We start from the raw sequence: 15,171 nt of genomic DNA on the forward strand, positions 1-15,171 counted from the left end.
GCATCGCGTGAAAAAGGCGTCTTGACCTCAATAGTGCTTGAGGTTCTAGTTTGCCCGCCGTATCGCAAAAATGGAAAGGATACGGCTTTGACGAGTGTGGAAATGACGGAGAAAAATGGCTGGATGGAATTGTTGAGCGGGGCGAACCTCTCGCTTCTGACCGTCATTTCCTCCGGTATCGGCCTGCATGCCTTCAATCAGTTCGCGGTGGTAACTGCCCTTCCGGTGGCCGTGCGCGAGATTGGCGGCGCTGCATTTTATAGCTGGGCCTACAGCCTCTATTTCGTCGGTTCCGTGGCGGGTGGCGTCACCGCCGTCCTGTTTCGCGAGCGATTTGGTGCGCGCGCCGTTCTCCTCCTGTGCTGCCTGATCTTTTCCATCGGCTCCGTCATGTCGGCGCTCGCCGACAGCTTCCTCTGGGTCGTCATCGGCCGGGCCTTGCAGGGGCTTGCCGATGGCCTGATCGTGGCGGTGTGCTACAGCCTCATACCTGCCGGTTTCCGTTCCGCCCTGCTGCCGAAGGTCTTCGCCATCGAGGCGGCCATATGGGCGGTCGCATCTTTCATCGGGCCTTTGACCGGCGGTTTTGCCACCGAGCACCTCTCCTGGCGCGCGACCTTTCTTTTGTCCGCCCCGCTGATTGCGCTGTTGCTGGCCTATACCAACTCTGCCGTATCCGCTGAGAGGCCGGTCGCAGCGACGCGCAAGCCGCTGGTTCCCCTGGCTCTTTGCCTTGTCGGCGCGCTGGCCTTTTCCGCGCCTTCCGCCTTCGAGGATGCGAGCCTGCGCGTCATTGCCCTGCTTGCCGGCGCAGCGCTGTTATGGGCCTCGCTGAAGGCGGGCATCCGCCCTTCGACCGGCCTTTTCCCGAAGGATTCCTTCCGGCTGAAAACGGTGCTTGGCAGCGGTTTCTGGGTGTTGTTCCTGATGTCCTATGCCCATGCGCTGGGCAGCGTCTATCTGGCTTACGTCGCCATCAATCTCTGGCAATACGAGCCGACCTTTGCAGGTTTCATCGTCGTGACGATGCCGCTTGCCTGGAGCTTCGTCGCCATGCTCATCGGCAGCCTTCGTTCCGGCCGCCTGCGGGAGATTTGCCTGCATTACGGGCCTTACCAGATGGTGCCGGGCTGCGCTCTGCTGGGGCTGGGGCTTTCGACGGGGAACTGGATGGAAATGCTCATCGGGCAAATCCTGATCGGTTCGGCTTTCGGCATGTCCTGGGCGGGCATCAGCCAGGCGGCCATGGAGGCCGCACCTGAAGAGGAGCGCAAGATGACGGGCGCGCTGCTGCCCACGGTCGCGACACTGGGTGCGGCGGCCGGAGCCGGTGCAAGCGGCACCGTCGCCGCGGCAACCGATCTTGTCACGCAGATCGAACGCGCAGATGTGACGATGCCGATGGTCTATCTTTATGGGTTGGGTGTTCTCGTGTCGCTGCTTGCGATCCTCACCACGCGCGGGCTGCGGAGCGCAGAGCGTTAAATCTCCGCCATGTGGCGTGCGTGTTTACGACTGGGTGGCGGCGATGGTGATCGCCGCCAGATAGACGACGAAGGACATGATCGCGATTGCGCCGATAATGATGATGATGCCCTTGCCGGCGCGTTTCTTCTCACCCTTGTTTTCGTGGGCTTCGGTCGGAAACAGAATGGGATCGCTTGAATCGCTGATTTTGGTCATGCCGTTTCTCCTTCAGGCGGTTTTCTCAATGATCAACAGCCAGATCCGCCAAAAGGTTCCTCAGGGTCGCAGCGCCCAGGTGGTGGCGTGCACCACGGTGCCGGGTGCTGCCCTGAGCACGGCGGAGCGCACGGGCTCGAAACCCTCGATCCGTTTCGTGCCGACATAGCGGCCCCGATTGGCAAAGACCTCGATGGAGCCGTAATCCAGAAAGATGCGGATGCGCGATGCCCTCGCGCCCTTGGCGATATAATGCGGGGAGGGGCCGTCACGCCCGTCCTCATGGCGGATCCACAGGCCGGTTTCATCGGAGACGAGACCAAGCGTCACCGCCGGATGATCGAGGGTCAGCTCGAAAGGCGCGCCGGGCGAGGCAAGCTCGATCAGCATTTCCACCGCCCCGTTGATGAAGGTAACGCGCTCGCCGGCCGCCAGACGCGTGCGGTCGAGAATATGGCTGCGCAGGCTTTCCGCAGCACCGATCGGCGGGGTCAGAAGCTCGCCGTTTGAATAGTGAATGCGGCGCGGCAGGGTCATTGAGGTGGGGAAATCGATTTCCGGGTTGGCATCCGCCCAATTGGCAAGCCAGCCGATACCGATGATGCTGTCGCCGTCAAGAAACGCCTGAAAGGCGTAATTGTCGGTGCCGAAATCCAGCTCCTGGCCGAATTCCCTGGTGAAGACCTTGCCATCGAACCAGCCGACATCGGCCATGGTCAGGTTCTTGCGGCCGGTCTCCGGGTCTTCCGAATGCATCAGCCCATAGACCAGCACCCAGCGGGTGGAGCGGGCATTGGCGGGTCCATCGAGCGGCAGCAGGCAGGGGCATTCGATGGCCGTGGTCTTGTAGCGCGTTTCCACCCACAGCTTGCCCACATAGGTCCAGCCGGAGGCCGCAGTCGGATCGAGTGTTTCATAAAGAAGAATGACGCCGCCACCGTCGCTCTGGCTGCCGAGCACCATTTTCCAAAGCCCATCGGGACCGCGAAAGACGTAGGGATCGCGGAAATCCGGTGTTAGCCCCTGTCCGTCCGGTCGGTGGCCGAGGATGACCTCGGCCTGTCCGGCCATGATGAGATCGGAAGATGTGGCAGTGAGCTGTATCTGCTGTTCGGGAATGCGGTCCTGCACCTGCTCGGTGAAGAACACGCGGATGCCCGTGCCTTCCACCAGCGGAATGGTGGAGCCAGAATAGGCGCCGCCGCGCTTGTCGGGTCGGGTCGTCAGATCCTCGGAGGGGAAAAGAAAGATCGGCAGGTGCCGCCAGCGAAGATAATCCGACGAGACGGCATGGCCCCAATGCATGGTGTTCCAGCGCAGCCCGTGTGAATAATGCTGATAGAACAGATGCGGCCTGCCTTCGAACCGTCCGAAACCGTTGGGATCGTTCATCCAGCCGAAGGGCGGGCGGAAGTGATAGCTGTCAGGCAATTCGGGTGCCGCATTGTCAGGCTTGGTGTGAACGACGGTGATGCCGGTTTCGAGCACGTCCGAAGCGGTGAACCAGTAGATGACGGAAACGGCTGTCGTGACCGTGTCGTAACTCAACTCCACATGGCCGCCGCCGAAGACCTGGTAGATTCGAAAACCGAACTCTTCCGTGTTGAGGCTTGAAACCTCAGCGAATTTTCCGTTCGCATTGGAGAAGGAGACGGCACCGGGTTCGGCCGGTTTCTTCGCCTTCAGCCAGACATGGAAGGTGGCATTGACCGGCAGGTCGGTGTGAAGGGTGCGGATGGCGCTTTCCGGCTCGGCGGCTACGGCTTCAACGACGGTCATTCCCGTTCCTTTCGTTGCGGCGTTTCTGGTTCAGGAAACGCAACGAATGGGACGAAAGAAAGTTCAACTGCCGGCTTCAGTCCGGCGTTGTTGTTTCGTATTTGCCTTCCAGTTCGAATACCAGCCCGTCGGGATAGTAGAAGGTGCGGCCTTCGCCTGAGAAATAGGCCGCGACGATCTGGTTGGTAAGCCGCGAACCGAAACCCTTGCGCGTCGGCGTCCTGACCGCGGGCCCGCCGGCCTCCCGCCAGCGCAACGCGAAACGATCATCCTCATCCAGCGTCCAGACAATGTCGACCTTTCCGTTTTCATTGGAAAGAGCGCCGTATTTCAAAGCGTTGGTCGCCAGTTCATAGACGGCGAGCGATAGGCCAAGCGCCTGTTGCGGCGCGATTTCCAAGTCCGGCCCGGATATTGTGACGCGGGTCCTGTCGTCCAGATGCGGATGCACGCTGCTGTAGATAAGCTCGGCTATGCTGGTGCCCTGGCCGGAGGCGTGCATGAGGTTCTGGGCATTGCCGAGCGCCGCGATGCGCTTCTTGATGGTGTCGCGCGCCTCGTCAAGCGATTGCGAATGGCGCAGGGTGGCGCTGACGACGGCAGTCGTGATCGCCATCGTGTTCTTGACCCGGTGGACGAGTTCGCGCCGCAGAAGCTCCTCCCGGCTGCGGCTCTGCACCGCCCCAGTCGTGTCGACGGCTATGTCTATCAGCCCCGCGATCTTGCCCTGATCGTCGTAAAGCGGGCTGTAGGAAAAGGTCCAGTAGGTGTCTTCGGGATAACCGTTGCGGTCCATGACGAGATGCATGTCCTCGGCGAACGTGCCCGTGCCGGAGAGTGCCTGATCAACGAAGGGTTTCACATCGTTCCAGACATCGGACCAGATGATGTGAAACGGCTTGCCGAGCGCACCCTCTTCCTTCAGCCCAAGAAACGGGCGGTAGGCGTCGTTGTAGATGATGTTGAGGTCAGGCCCCCAGAACAGACAGATTGCATGCCCTTGCTTGAGGATCATCTGCACGGTGGTTTTGAGTGATACCGGCCATGTGCTGATCGGGCCCACGCTTGTCGAGGACCAGTCGAAGTGGCGGATGGCCTTGCCCATCTCGCTGTCGTCATGGGGGAAGTCTGGCACCAGGATATCCTGCTTGAACTGTCACTCATCTATTGGCTGTTTGTATGTTCAAATATACGTACAGTTCAAACTGATTTTTCCGAAGTCCGGCGCAGCTTTTGACAATTGCAAATTTCGCACTCGAAAACGGGCGTGAAAATGGCCATATCAGGCAAAAGCAGGGAGTTTACCCGTGATCAGATTCGACAATTCCTATGCCCGCCTGCCGGAGCGTTTCAGCGCCGCCGTGCTGCCAACGCCGGTGAAGGCGCCGCGTCTCATCGCTTTCAACCGTGCGCTTGCCGACGAGCTTCTTCTCGACGTATCAGGCCTCGATGATGAAAGGCTGGCGGCGATCTTTTCCGGCAATGTGGTGCCGCAAGGAGCCGAGCCGCTCGCCATGGCCTATGCGGGCCACCAGTTCGGCGGTTTCGTGCCGCAGCTCGGCGACGGCCGCGCCATTCTCCTCGGCGAGGTGATCGACAAAAACGGCAAACGCCGCGATATCCAGCTCAAAGGCTCCGGCCCGACACCGTTTTCGCGAAGGGGAGACGGGCGCGCGGCGCTCGGCCCGGTGCTGCGTGAATATATCGTGTCGGAGGCGATGTTCGCGCTTGGCATTCCCGCAACAAGGGCGCTGGCCGCCGTCCTCAGCGGTGAAAGGGTGCAGCGCGAGGTCGGTCTGCCGGGCGGCGTTTTCACCCGCGTTGCGGCCAGCCACATCCGCGTCGGCACCTTCCAGTTCTTCGCGGCGCGCGAGGATGACGAGGCGATCAGGAACCTCGCGGACTATGTGATCGAGCGCCATTATCCCGAAGCGAAAAATGCCGGCAATCCTTACCTCGCCCTTTTGCAGGGGATTGCGCAGCGGCAGTGTGAACTCATCGCCCGCTGGATGATGGTGGGCTTTATCCATGGCGTGATGAATACCGACAATATGGCGGTCTCCGGCGAGACCATCGATTTCGGGCCCTGCGCCTTCCTTGATGAATATCATCCGAACAAGGTATTCTCCTCCATCGATGCGCAGGGGCGCTACGCCTTCAACAACCAGCCCGGCATCGCGCAATGGAACATCGCAAGGCTGGCGGAATGCCTCCTGCCGCTGCTCGACCCGGAGGTCGAGAAAGCCGCCGAACTCGCCAATGCAGTATTGGCTGATTTCGCCGCTGCCTTTCCCAAGCGCTGGCTTGCCGGCATGCGGGAGAAACTGGGCCTGACGGTGGAGGAAGAGGGCGACATCGATCTGGTGCAGGCGTTGCTGGCGCTGATGCAGGCGTCGGAGGCGGATTATACGCTGACCTTCCGGCGTCTTTCCCATGCGGTCGTCGGCGATGCCGAGCCGTTTCGCGGCATGTTCATCGATATTGCCGGGGCGGATGAATGGCTGGGGCGCTGGCGGGAGAGGGCAGCGCGGGAAGGTGTTTCCGCCGCTGCAAGGTCACAGGCGATGCTCTCGACCAATCCGGCCATCATTCCGCGCAACCACCGCATCGAGGAACTGATCGCAGCGGCGGTGGAGGACGATGATTTTGAACCCTTCCACGCCATGCTGGCCGCAATTGCAACGCCCTTCGAGGAACGGCCGGACAATTTCGTCTACATGCAGCCACCGATGAGCCATGAGAGGGTATTTCGGACGTTTTGCGGGACGTAGTTGGGATAAGGTCGTGGCCTTCTCCGTCATGCCGGACTTGATCCGGCATCCAGTCGACGCGCGTCTGCGCGGCGGAGAGAGTCATTTCAACCCAAAGACTTGGGCTGGCTGGATGCCGGATCAAGTCCGGCATGACGGGAGAAACTGCAGCCGTTTTCTTTACCCAACCCGGGCGAGCGGCTCATGCGTGCCGTAATACCGGCCGAACCGGTTTTCGAGGAATTTCGGCAACGCCACTTCTTCCTGCCGGACGAAGCCCTTCTGCGGCAAAGAGCCTTCCGCGAGAAGGTCGAGAACCGTGCAGATGCCGGCGGCGGTGGTGATCTGGATGGCGCTCATCATCCGGCCGGAAACCGGACCCGCATAGACCTTGTTGGCATAGGTTTCCTGCAGGAAACGGCCGTTGCGGGTGCCGCAGACGGTGACGAAGACGATGACCACATCCTGCATGGTACCGGGCAGGGCGTTTTCGAACAGGTCCTTCAGCACATCGCGGCGGTTGCGCAGGTTGAGATCGTTCAGAAGCGCCTTCATGATCGCCACATGGCCGGGATAACGGATGGTGCGGTAATTCATCGTCCGCACCTTGCCTTCCAGCGTGGCGCAAAGCGTGCCGAGGCCGCCTGACGTGTTGAAGGCCTCATAGGTCACGCCGTCGAGCGAGAATTCCTCGCGTTCCTCAAGGGCAGGAACGGCGGTAAGGCGGCCTTCGACGATTGCTTCGCAGGGCTCGATATATTCGTTGATCAGCCCGTCCGTGCTCCAGGTGAGATTGTAGTTGAGCGCGTTGGACGGATATTGCGGCAGCGCGCCGACGCGCATGCGCACGCTGTCCAGCTTGTCGAACCGGGCCGCGAGATCGGCGGCCACGATGGAGATGAAGCCGGGGGCAAGGCCGCATTGCGGAATGAGTGCGGTCTGCGCCGTTTCCGCCAGCGCCTTGACCTTGCGGGTGGATTCGACGTCTTCGGTGAGATCAAGATAATGCGTGCCGACGGCGACGGCCGCCTCCGCAATGCCCGCCGTCAGGTGGAAGGGGGCGGCGGAAAGCACGGCGAACTTGCCCTTCAGCAGTGCTTCCAGAGCGGGACGATCGGTGATGTCGACGATTTCCGTGTCGACGCGCTCATGCGCCGGCACATTCGCCAGCTGGTCGGCCGAGCGATCGGCAACCGTGATGCGATAATCGCCGGTAGCAGCCAGCATCCAGGCGATGGCCGAACCGATATTGCCCGCGCCGATGACGACAATGTTTTTCATGTTTTTGTTCCCCGCAGTAAATTCGCATATGTGCGCGCACCGGATGCGCTTCAAAGACAGAATGCCAGCTTTTATTGACGATTCGCAGCTTCACTATGTGCAGATAGCGGGTTAATATTGCGCAGTTAGACGACAGGATTGGTCACTATGACGATTGCCGAAAAGGACCGGGCGCTGCTGGCCCTGCTTTCCGAAAATGCCCGCATGCCGGTGGCGGAACTGGCGCGCAAACTCGGCCTTTCGCGCACCACGGTGCAGGCCCGCATCGAGCGGCTGGAAGCCGACGGCGTGATCGCCGGTTATGGCCTGAGGCTTGCGGAAAGCTATCTGTCGGGGCTGGTGCGCGCCCATGTGCTGATCACCATCGGGCCGAAGGCGCTGCCGGGGGTGACGGCGGCGCTTTCCGCCATCAAGGAGGTGACGACGCTGCATTCGGTCAGCGGCACTTTCGACCTGATCGCCATTCTGGCAGCGCCTTCCATCCTCGACCTTGACCGGCTGATCGACCGGATCGGCGCGCTGGATGGCGTGGAGCGGACGTTATCGTCGATCATTCTTTCGACGCGGATTTCGCGGTAGAACCGCTTGGGAGTGGAAGGTATGCGAAACCCACTTCCGTCATGCCGGACTTGATCCGGCATCCAGCCGCAGCGCGTCCGCGTGGCGGATAGAGTCTTTTCAACCCAAGGACTTGGGCTGGCTGGATACCGGCTCAAGGCCGGCATGACGGAAGCGATGGTCTACAAAAAGAAGCAGCAAAGGAGCTTGTCGCTCCCATGCCTCTGCCGCTACGCGAGGGTGAAGACCATCTAAACCACCGCCCGCTCGTCATAAGCCCTCTGTGCCGCCATCACCGCGTCGATATTACCCTCCGCCCAATGGGCAAGCGCCGCCACCGTGTCGGTCAGCGTCCGCCCGAGCGGCGTCAGCGAATATTCGACCGTCACCGGCACGGTCGGAAAGACCTGCCGGGAAATCAGCCCGTCGCGCTCCAGCTTCTTCAGCGTCTGCGACAGGACCTTTTGCGAAATGCCCTTGATCTCGCGCCGCAGCAGGTTGAAGCGCACGGGGTCCAGCCGCAGCTTGTCGAGGATCAAGAGCGCCCATTTGTCGGCGATCCTGTCCAGAACCATGCGTGTGGGGCAGCGGTCCTCGTAAACGTCATAAACGCGTTCCATCGATGTCATTCCCCTTGTCTCAAGGCCGGCAGGTTTCCCTGAGGATACCAGATAACCGAAAAGTGCTCTCTTTTCATGATTTCCAACACGCAGTATGTGTGTTCTCGAAACATGGTTTCCACTAGATACTAAGGATATTTGAGATGACAGGCAAGATACTTGTAATCGGTTCGACAGGCACCATCGGCACGCCGCTGGTCAAGGCGCTTCTGGCCAAGGGCGAAAGCGTGAAGGCGGCCTCGCGTAGCGGCAAGGCGGCGGACGGCGCGGAAGGTGTGAGGTTTGATTATACCGATGCCTCGACTTACGCTGATGCCTTCGACGGCGTGGACCGGCTGTTTCTGATCCTGGCGGGCGGGCGTCTGGATGCCATCGACGCACTGACGCCGGTGGTCGAGGAAGCCGCACGCCGCGAGGTGAAGATCGTGTTCCTCAGCGTCTTCGGCGTCGATGCCGATGATTCCATTCCCTATCGCCAGATCGAGCTGAAGATCATCGCGTCCGGCGTGCCTTACGTCATTCTGCGCCCCAACTGGTTTGCGGATAATTTCCACACCTACTGGAAGGCCGGCATCGAACACGGCGAGATCGCCGTTCCGGCGGGCGAGGGCAAGTCGAGCTTCATCGATGTACGCGACATCGCCGACAGCGCCGCCACCGCCCTGACGTCGAATGCTTTCGACGGCAAGGCGTTCAACCTGACCGGCCCGCGGGCGATCGGTTACGGCGAGGCGGCCGCGATCATCTCGCAGGCGATCGGCAAGCCGGTCTCCTATGGCCCCGTTTCGGATGAGGTTTTCATCGGCATCCTCACCGGTGCTGGCGTTCCCAAGGACTATGCCTCCTTCCTCGCCTCGATCTTCCATCCCGTGCGCGAAGGCTGGACCTCGGCGATAACAGGCGATGTCGAGACATTGACCGGCCACGCACCGCGCTCGCTGGAGGCCTATGTAGCTGACCACGCGGATGTGCTGAAGGGCTGACGCCCGGAAACGACACGCCCGCCGCGCTTACGCCGGATCGGTGGAGCCGCGGCGGGCCTTGAAGAACATCTTCAGCCGCTGGATATCCTCGGCGCTCCAGCCTTCAGGCTCGGTCACCTCCGTCCAGGCATCGATATAGTGTTCCGGCGCATAGACATGGCCGTAACCGATCGGCGCCGTGGTGGCGGCGGCAACATCGAGCCCGAGTTGCAGCAGGGTGACCACCGGGAACCAGCGGAAGGATGTGGAAACGTCAGGCCCGTGATGGCTCATCCACTCCGGCCGCCGGTAGAGCGAAGCGGCCTCGAAGAAGGTGATCGGGTCGCTCGCATATTGCAGATAGACGATGCGCATCGGCCCCCACGCTACGCCGGGCATATGGGCGGTGGTATATTGGTTGGCGAAGCGGATGACGGAGGAATCGCGGAAACGCGGCAGCCATTCCGGCGTGCCCTTCACCCGCCCATTGGTCGCCATGCGCCATGTGGGGCTGGAAAAGGGCGGGCCGCTCCACAGCGCGCCCTGGAACGGATAGGCGAGCACGTCGTAAAGGTCGGAGGATTTCTGCGAATTGAGCGAGCCGAGGCTGAGGCCATGCAGATAGAGCTTCGGCCGCGTCTCCTTCGGCAGGGTCGTCCAGTAGCCATAAACAGCCTGAAACAGCGCGCGCGCCGTTTCCACACCGTAATCCGGTTCGGTCAGAAGTGCGATCCAGCTCGAAAGATAGGAATATTGCACGGCGACGCTCGAGACATTGCCGCCGTGCAGATATTCGATGGTGTCGAGCGCTTCCGGGTCAATCCAGCCGGTGCCCGTGGGAATGACGACCAGCAGCACCTTGCGCTCGAAACCGCCGACCCGCTTCAGTTCTTCCAGCGCAAGGGCCGCTCTTTCCTCGGGCGTCGAGGCCGAGTTGAGCCCGGCATAGACCCGCAGCGGCTCCATGGCGGGGCGGTGGGTGAAGGCGGAAATCTCCTGTGCCTCCGGCCCGCCGGCCACGAATTCACGGCCTCTACGGCCAAGCGATTCCCAGCTCATCAGGGAAGCGCTGCTGCCGGTCTTGAGTGCGTCGGACGGGCGCGGCACATCCGGCTCGATCAGCGCATCCACCTGTTTCAGCGATGAATCGGCAAATCTGAGGCCGATGTCGAAGATCAGACCGTTCAGCAGCATCCAGGACAGCACGATGGCGGCGGCGATGCCAAGCACATTGGCAAGCCGGCGCGGCAGGAAATGACGGCTGCGCGCGGAAAAGAACCGCCGGATGAGCTGGAAAAGCCGGCCCGCGCCGATGAGGAGCGCGGCGACCAGCACCGCAACGCCGCCGGTCTTGGTCGGGTGGGCGCTGGGCAGCGGATCAAGTTCCATCAGGATGCGGATGGAATTCTGCCAGTCTTTCGCCTGCCATAAAAACGCGATGGCCGTGATGGCGCTGGCAAGCGCGATGAGGAAACGAATGCCACGCGCATTATGGCGCGAGGGTTCGGGCAGTTCGAGATAGGCCCAGACCGCGTGTATCGCCACACCGATCAGATAACCGATGGCAAAGGAAAATCCGCACAGCACACCCTGCATCAGCCAGGTGCGCGGCAGAAGAGACGGTGTGAGCGAAGCGCAGAACAGAATAGTGCCGAAGACGATGCCGGTTGCCGAAAGACCCGTAAACAACCGCTCAACCCATTGTTTCACCAACTTGACCTGCCCCTTCTGCTCACCGCTTGCCGCCGAGTGTAATATGCGGCGGGCGAGGGTGCAAACCCTGCGACAAGGATAAAAATCATGAACATAGGAAAATAATCCTTTACAGCGTGACGGTGGTTTGATAGTGTTTGGATACAGTCGGAGATTTGCGGCTGAGCGGCGGTTGGTTCGAAAAGACCAGGGCGCTGAGTTTTTGCGACTGCCCTTGCCCGCCGACCTCATTCCTGTGCTTGTCACAGGAATCCAGCCAGCCCAAGTCCTTGGGGTGGAAAGACTCGTTCCGACGCGCAGACGCGCATCGACTGGATTCCTGTGACAAGAACAGGAATGAGGGCCGCTTGGTTGAGCCGTTTTGCCCCTATGCCCGCGACCCTGTTCGTCTCAGTTTTCTCGTAGGCCAATCCCATGACTCACAATTGCGATCCAACGCTTTACAGCGCGTGGCCGGAGAGGCCAACCTATGGAAACGAGTGCGTGATGGACACCGCGCCCGAGACAAAGTCGCGGTCCGACAAGCTGGCCGCCGAGGATGCGGCGCGTAACGGCGAGCTGCGGCAGATGCTGAACGAGCTGACGGTGGAGATGCGCGATCAGTTTCACATGTATCGCAACCTGCGTCAGGCGAGCGAGGCGGCATTGCTGGCGACGGCGGAAGACGCTTCGGGTAAACAGGCGCGCGCCGATGTGAAGGCCGCGACGGACCAGCTTTCGGTGGTCGTCCGCACGCTGGAGAGGATCGATGTCCTGCAAAGGCTTCTGGCGGAAGAGCGCGCCGCGCTTTCCGGAGAGGATGACACCGATACCGAAGATTACGAAGCTGCGGTGGCGCATTTCCTCCAACGTATCGACGAACTGGCCGAGCAGAAATGCCGCGCGCGGATGGAGGCGGAAAGTGCGGTTACGGACGAGCCCCGCAACTCCGTCATGCCTGCCCTTGAGGCGGGGGTGACGTCGGGACTGTTGAAGGCTGCCCAATGAACATGAAGCCGAAGGCCGAGGAGGCGGGACCAGATGACGAACTTCTCGCCCGACCCCCGTCTGCAGGAACGGGTCCATACCCTTCTGCGCGACTGGCGCTTCATCGGCAACCTGCCGCAGCAGCCGCCTGAGGGCGACTGGCGGACGTGGCTTCTGATCGGCGGGCGTGGCTCCGGCAAGACCCGCGCCGGCGCGGAATGGGTGCACAGGATTGCGTCCGCCGCGCAACATTCGGATCTGCGCATCGCGCTGGTGGCGGAAACGCTGGGGGATGCCCGTGAGGTGATGATCGACGGCATTTCCGGCATCTGCCGCATTGCCCGCCGCCGCCGTCCTGCTTTCGAAGTGTCGCGCCGCCGCCTCGTCTGGCCGAACGGCGCGATGGCGCAGGTGTTTTCGTCTGAAGACCCCGAAAGCCTGCGCGGACCGCAATTTCACATGGCCTGGGCCGATGAACTCGGAAAATGGAAATATCCGCAGGAGACCTGGGACATGCTGCAATTCGGCCTGCGTCTGGGGGAGGCCCCACGGCAACTGGTAACGACGACGCCACGGCCCATTCCGCTCCTGAAAGCGCTTCTCGCCGACCCCTCAAGCCGGGTGGCGCGGATGCCGACGGCTATGAATGCACAAAACCTCTCGCCCGGTTTCCTGAAAGCCATGCATGACCGCTACGGCGGCACCCGGCTGGGACGTCAGGAAATCGGCGGCGAGCTGATCGACGAGCGCGAGGGCGCGCTGTGGAAACGTTCCGACCTGGAAGCGATTGTGGAGGCGGCGCATGAGCCGCTGGCACGGATCGTGGTGGCGGTCGATCCGCCCGCCGGGGTCGGGGAGAATTCCTGCTGCGGCATTGTCGTTGCGGGGCTCGGCATGTCCGGCAGACTGATGGTGCTTGCGGATTGTTCGGTGGAAGGCGAAACGCCGGCCGGCTGGGCGCGCGCCGTGGTCGCTGCCGCCCGTCACCACGAGGCCGACCGGGTTGTGGCCGAGGTCAACCAGGGCGGCGAGATGGTGCGGGCGATGCTGCAGAGCATCGACGCCAACCTGCCGCTGACGCTGGTGCGGGCAAGCCGGGGCAAATTCACCCGCGCCGAGCCGGTGGCCGCACTTTACGAACAGGGCAGGGTGCGCCACGCCGCACGGTTTGAAAAGCTCACCGACCAGATGACGGATTTCGGACCCGGCGGCTTGTCGTCAGGTCGTTCTCCGGACCGGCTGGATGCGCTGGTGTGGGCGATAACGGCATTGACGACGATGGTGGTGAATGAGCCGAGGGTGCGGGGGATGTGAAACAAGGCGGACGCTCTAAAGGCCGTGTCGAAACACATCCACCGTCATCCTCGCTCTTGAGGCGAGGATCCATTCGGCATTGAAGCCGTGGATCCTCGGGTCAAGCCCGAGGATGACGTAGAGATTGGAGAGACGCTGTCGTCAAACCCGATCTTTATTTATTTCTTCGGAGATTGCGCCGGCTTCGGCTGGGTGCCGGTTTCGCGCATCTGGCGCCACTCGTTTTCGAGACGGTCATAAACGGTCTGGGGGATTGTCGCTGTCATGGTGGCATTCCTCCTTGAATGGTCAACGCTGCGGAAGTGCGCGGTGAATGGAGTTAGCGCTCCAGGGTTCCCGAACTCAAGGAATTTTTTACCCCAAAACCCCGGCCTGCGGATTAAAATCGATTAGGTTTTTTTCAAATCGATTTAGTCCTGACGGCCGTCATGTGGAAAAACCGGGCGTTACATCGCCCTCTGTTTTCAGGAGCCGGCTATGGCCTATGACGAGGCGCGATTCTTCGCGTCGGTGCGGATTTCGATCTTCGGTGGCCGCCTGCGCGCCGCGCAGCTTGCCGGCACGAAAACCATACTTGCCGGTTTCGAGAAGGCCATGCCGGACGGCGACACGCGCTGGCTGGCCTATATGCTGGCCACCACCTTCCACGAGACGGCAGCGACCATGCAGCCGGTGCGCGAGACATTGGCGGCAGGCGATACGGAGGCGATCGCAAGGCTCGACCGGGCTTTTGCGGCGGGCAGGCTGCCCATGGTGCGCAAACCCTATTGGCGGCCGGACGCTGAGGGCAAAAGCTGGCTTGGGCGTGGTTTCGTGCAGTTGACACATCGCCGCAATTACGAGGCGATGTCGCGCCTGACCGGTGTGGATCTTCTGGCCCGCCCCGAGCGGGCCATGGAGCCGGATGTGGCGACGACGATCCTGATCTGCGGCATGGCATCCGGCAGTTTTACCGGCCGCAGTCTCTCCGATTTCTTCAGCGCAGAACGCGAGGATTGGGAGGGCGCGCGCGCCGTCATCAATGGCAGCGACCGGGCGCGGCTTGTCGGGAATTACGGGCGGGCATTTCATGGCGCCCTTGTCGCAGCGCGGATTGAACCGGGGCGGGCCAGATGATAACCCGTTACTCGGCGCCCCAAAGGCCGAATTCGAATTTTGCATGACAGGTGACACCGTGATCCGCCATATCGTTTTTTTCACCGTTCCCGAGGAAAACCGCGACGCCGTGCGCAGGGGGCTTTCCGGGCTCACCGCCATACCGCATTCGCTGAAGCTGGAAATCGGCGAGAACGTGAAGAAGGACCAGTGGGGCAACTCGGTCGACTTCATCGTCTATGGCGAGTTTGAAAACGAGGCGGCGCTGGCGGCCTACAAGGCCGATCCCGCTTATGATCTTTCCACCCGTACGGTAAAGCCGCTGCGCGAGACCCGTGTTGCTGCCGATTTCAACAGCGATACCGCGGTGAAAGCGCCGATCCGTTAAGTCTCGTCAAGATCCAAGCCCTCCACCCTCATTCCTGTGCCTGTCACAGGAAACCAGCCGAC

Annotated in this window: 14 protein-coding genes; 8 read left to right on the forward strand and 6 right to left on the reverse strand. The window is 61.5% G+C overall.

Annotated elements, in window-relative coordinates:
• Positions 1-102 precede the first annotated feature (102 nt).
• Positions 103-1,485 (forward strand): MFS transporter, encoded by a 1,383-nt coding sequence (locus tag JZY08_RS03310; RefSeq protein WP_216330993.1) that lies wholly within the window; start codon positions 103-105, stop codon positions 1,483-1,485.
• Positions 1,486-1,509: 24 nt separating this feature from the next.
• Here JZY08_RS03310 and JZY08_RS03315 read toward each other — a convergent pair whose 3' ends face one another.
• The 3 genes from JZY08_RS03315 to JZY08_RS03325 form a co-directional block, all read right to left on the reverse strand.
• Positions 1,510-1,683 (reverse strand): hypothetical protein, encoded by a 174-nt coding sequence (locus tag JZY08_RS03315; RefSeq protein ID WP_082183963.1) that lies wholly within the window; start codon positions 1,681-1,683, stop codon positions 1,510-1,512.
• Between the two features lie 60 nt (positions 1,684-1,743).
• On the reverse strand, positions 1,744-3,462 hold the full coding sequence (locus JZY08_RS03320; protein ID WP_216330994.1) for a glycoside hydrolase family 32 protein: 1,719 nt from the start codon (positions 3,460-3,462) through the stop codon (positions 1,744-1,746).
• Positions 3,463-3,538: 76 nt separating this feature from the next.
• Positions 3,539-4,597, reverse strand: coding sequence for a sensor histidine kinase (locus JZY08_RS03325; RefSeq protein WP_253204044.1), 1,059 nt, complete (start codon positions 4,595-4,597; stop codon positions 3,539-3,541).
• 175 nt (positions 4,598-4,772) lie between these two features.
• On the opposite strand from JZY08_RS03325, the gene JZY08_RS03330 reads away from it, so the two are divergent.
• Positions 4,773-6,233, forward strand: a complete 1,461-nt coding sequence (locus JZY08_RS03330) for a YdiU family protein (protein WP_216331498.1) — start codon at positions 4,773-4,775, stop codon at positions 6,231-6,233.
• A gap of 159 nt (positions 6,234-6,392) precedes the next feature.
• On the opposite strand, the gene JZY08_RS03335 is transcribed toward JZY08_RS03330, so the two are convergent.
• A complete protein-coding gene (locus tag JZY08_RS03335) occupies positions 6,393-7,493 on the reverse strand; it encodes a saccharopine dehydrogenase family protein (RefSeq protein ID WP_003497118.1) in 1,101 nt (366 codons plus the stop codon).
• 147 nt (positions 7,494-7,640) lie between these two features.
• On the opposite strand from JZY08_RS03335, the gene JZY08_RS03340 reads away from it, so the two are divergent.
• Positions 7,641-8,072, forward strand: a complete 432-nt coding sequence (locus JZY08_RS03340) for an Lrp/AsnC family transcriptional regulator (RefSeq protein ID WP_003497116.1) — start codon at positions 7,641-7,643, stop codon at positions 8,070-8,072.
• A 230-nt stretch (positions 8,073-8,302) separates the two neighbouring features.
• On the opposite strand, the gene JZY08_RS03345 is transcribed toward JZY08_RS03340, so the two are convergent.
• On the reverse strand, positions 8,303-8,671 hold the full coding sequence (locus JZY08_RS03345; RefSeq protein WP_035242843.1) for a helix-turn-helix domain-containing protein: 369 nt from the start codon (positions 8,669-8,671) through the stop codon (positions 8,303-8,305).
• Positions 8,672-8,814: 143 nt separating this feature from the next.
• On the opposite strand from JZY08_RS03345, the gene JZY08_RS03350 reads away from it, so the two are divergent.
• Positions 8,815-9,654: an SDR family oxidoreductase gene (locus tag JZY08_RS03350; protein WP_216330995.1), complete on the forward strand. Its 840-nt coding sequence runs from the start codon at positions 8,815-8,817 to the stop codon at positions 9,652-9,654.
• A 27-nt stretch (positions 9,655-9,681) separates the two neighbouring features.
• Here the strand turns inward: JZY08_RS03350 and JZY08_RS03355 are convergent, their stop codons facing one another.
• A complete protein-coding gene (locus JZY08_RS03355; protein ID WP_216331499.1) occupies positions 9,682-11,322 on the reverse strand; it encodes an alpha/beta-hydrolase family protein in 1,641 nt (546 codons plus the stop codon).
• 438 nt (positions 11,323-11,760) lie between these two features.
• On the opposite strand from JZY08_RS03355, the gene JZY08_RS03360 reads away from it, so the two are divergent.
• From JZY08_RS03360 to JZY08_RS03375, 4 genes are all read left to right on the forward strand, one after another.
• Positions 11,761-12,333, forward strand: a complete 573-nt coding sequence (locus JZY08_RS03360) for a hypothetical protein (RefSeq protein ID WP_253204045.1) — start codon at positions 11,761-11,763, stop codon at positions 12,331-12,333.
• A gap of 33 nt (positions 12,334-12,366) precedes the next feature.
• On the forward strand, positions 12,367-13,626 hold the full coding sequence (locus JZY08_RS03365) for a DNA-packaging protein (RefSeq protein WP_003497102.1): 1,260 nt from the start codon (positions 12,367-12,369) through the stop codon (positions 13,624-13,626).
• A 477-nt stretch (positions 13,627-14,103) separates the two neighbouring features.
• Entirely contained in the window at positions 14,104-14,742 is a 639-nt protein-coding gene (locus JZY08_RS03370; RefSeq protein WP_216330997.1) for a glycoside hydrolase family 19 protein, read from the forward strand.
• 43 nt (positions 14,743-14,785) lie between these two features.
• Positions 14,786-15,109: a Dabb family protein gene (locus tag JZY08_RS03375; RefSeq protein ID WP_253204046.1), complete on the forward strand. Its 324-nt coding sequence runs from the start codon at positions 14,786-14,788 to the stop codon at positions 15,107-15,109.
• Positions 15,110-15,171: the final 62 nt, after the last annotated feature.

The organism is Rhizobium sp. X9, assembly GCF_018873185.1.
GTDB classification, from domain to species: domain Bacteria; phylum Pseudomonadota; class Alphaproteobacteria; order Rhizobiales; family Rhizobiaceae; genus Agrobacterium; species Agrobacterium oryzihabitans.

Excerpts from the sequence above, each read along its gene's own strand:
- JZY08_RS03370 (WP_216330997.1), top strand. The coding sequence starts at position 14,104 with ATGGCCTATGACGAGGCGCGATTCTTCGCGTCGGTGCGGATTTCGATC.
- JZY08_RS03345 (WP_035242843.1), bottom strand. The coding sequence starts at position 8,671 with ATGGAACGCGTTTATGACGTTTACGAGGACCGCTGCCCCACACGCATG.
- JZY08_RS03315 (WP_082183963.1), bottom strand. The coding sequence starts at position 1,683 with ATGACCAAAATCAGCGATTCAAGCGATCCCATTCTGTTTCCGACCGAA.
- JZY08_RS03375 (WP_253204046.1), top strand. The coding sequence starts at position 14,786 with ATGACAGGTGACACCGTGATCCGCCATATCGTTTTTTTCACCGTTCCC.
- JZY08_RS03350 (WP_216330995.1), top strand. The coding sequence starts at position 8,815 with ATGACAGGCAAGATACTTGTAATCGGTTCGACAGGCACCATCGGCACG.
- JZY08_RS03335 (WP_003497118.1), bottom strand. The coding sequence starts at position 7,493 with ATGAAAAACATTGTCGTCATCGGCGCGGGCAATATCGGTTCGGCCATC.
- JZY08_RS03310 (WP_216330993.1), top strand. The coding sequence starts at position 103 with ATGACGGAGAAAAATGGCTGGATGGAATTGTTGAGCGGGGCGAACCTC.
- JZY08_RS03320 (WP_216330994.1), bottom strand. The coding sequence starts at position 3,462 with ATGACCGTCGTTGAAGCCGTAGCCGCCGAGCCGGAAAGCGCCATCCGC.
- JZY08_RS03360 (WP_253204045.1), top strand. The coding sequence starts at position 11,761 with ATGACTCACAATTGCGATCCAACGCTTTACAGCGCGTGGCCGGAGAGG.
- JZY08_RS03365 (WP_003497102.1), top strand. The coding sequence starts at position 12,367 with ATGACGAACTTCTCGCCCGACCCCCGTCTGCAGGAACGGGTCCATACC.
- JZY08_RS03340 (WP_003497116.1), top strand. The coding sequence starts at position 7,641 with ATGACGATTGCCGAAAAGGACCGGGCGCTGCTGGCCCTGCTTTCCGAA.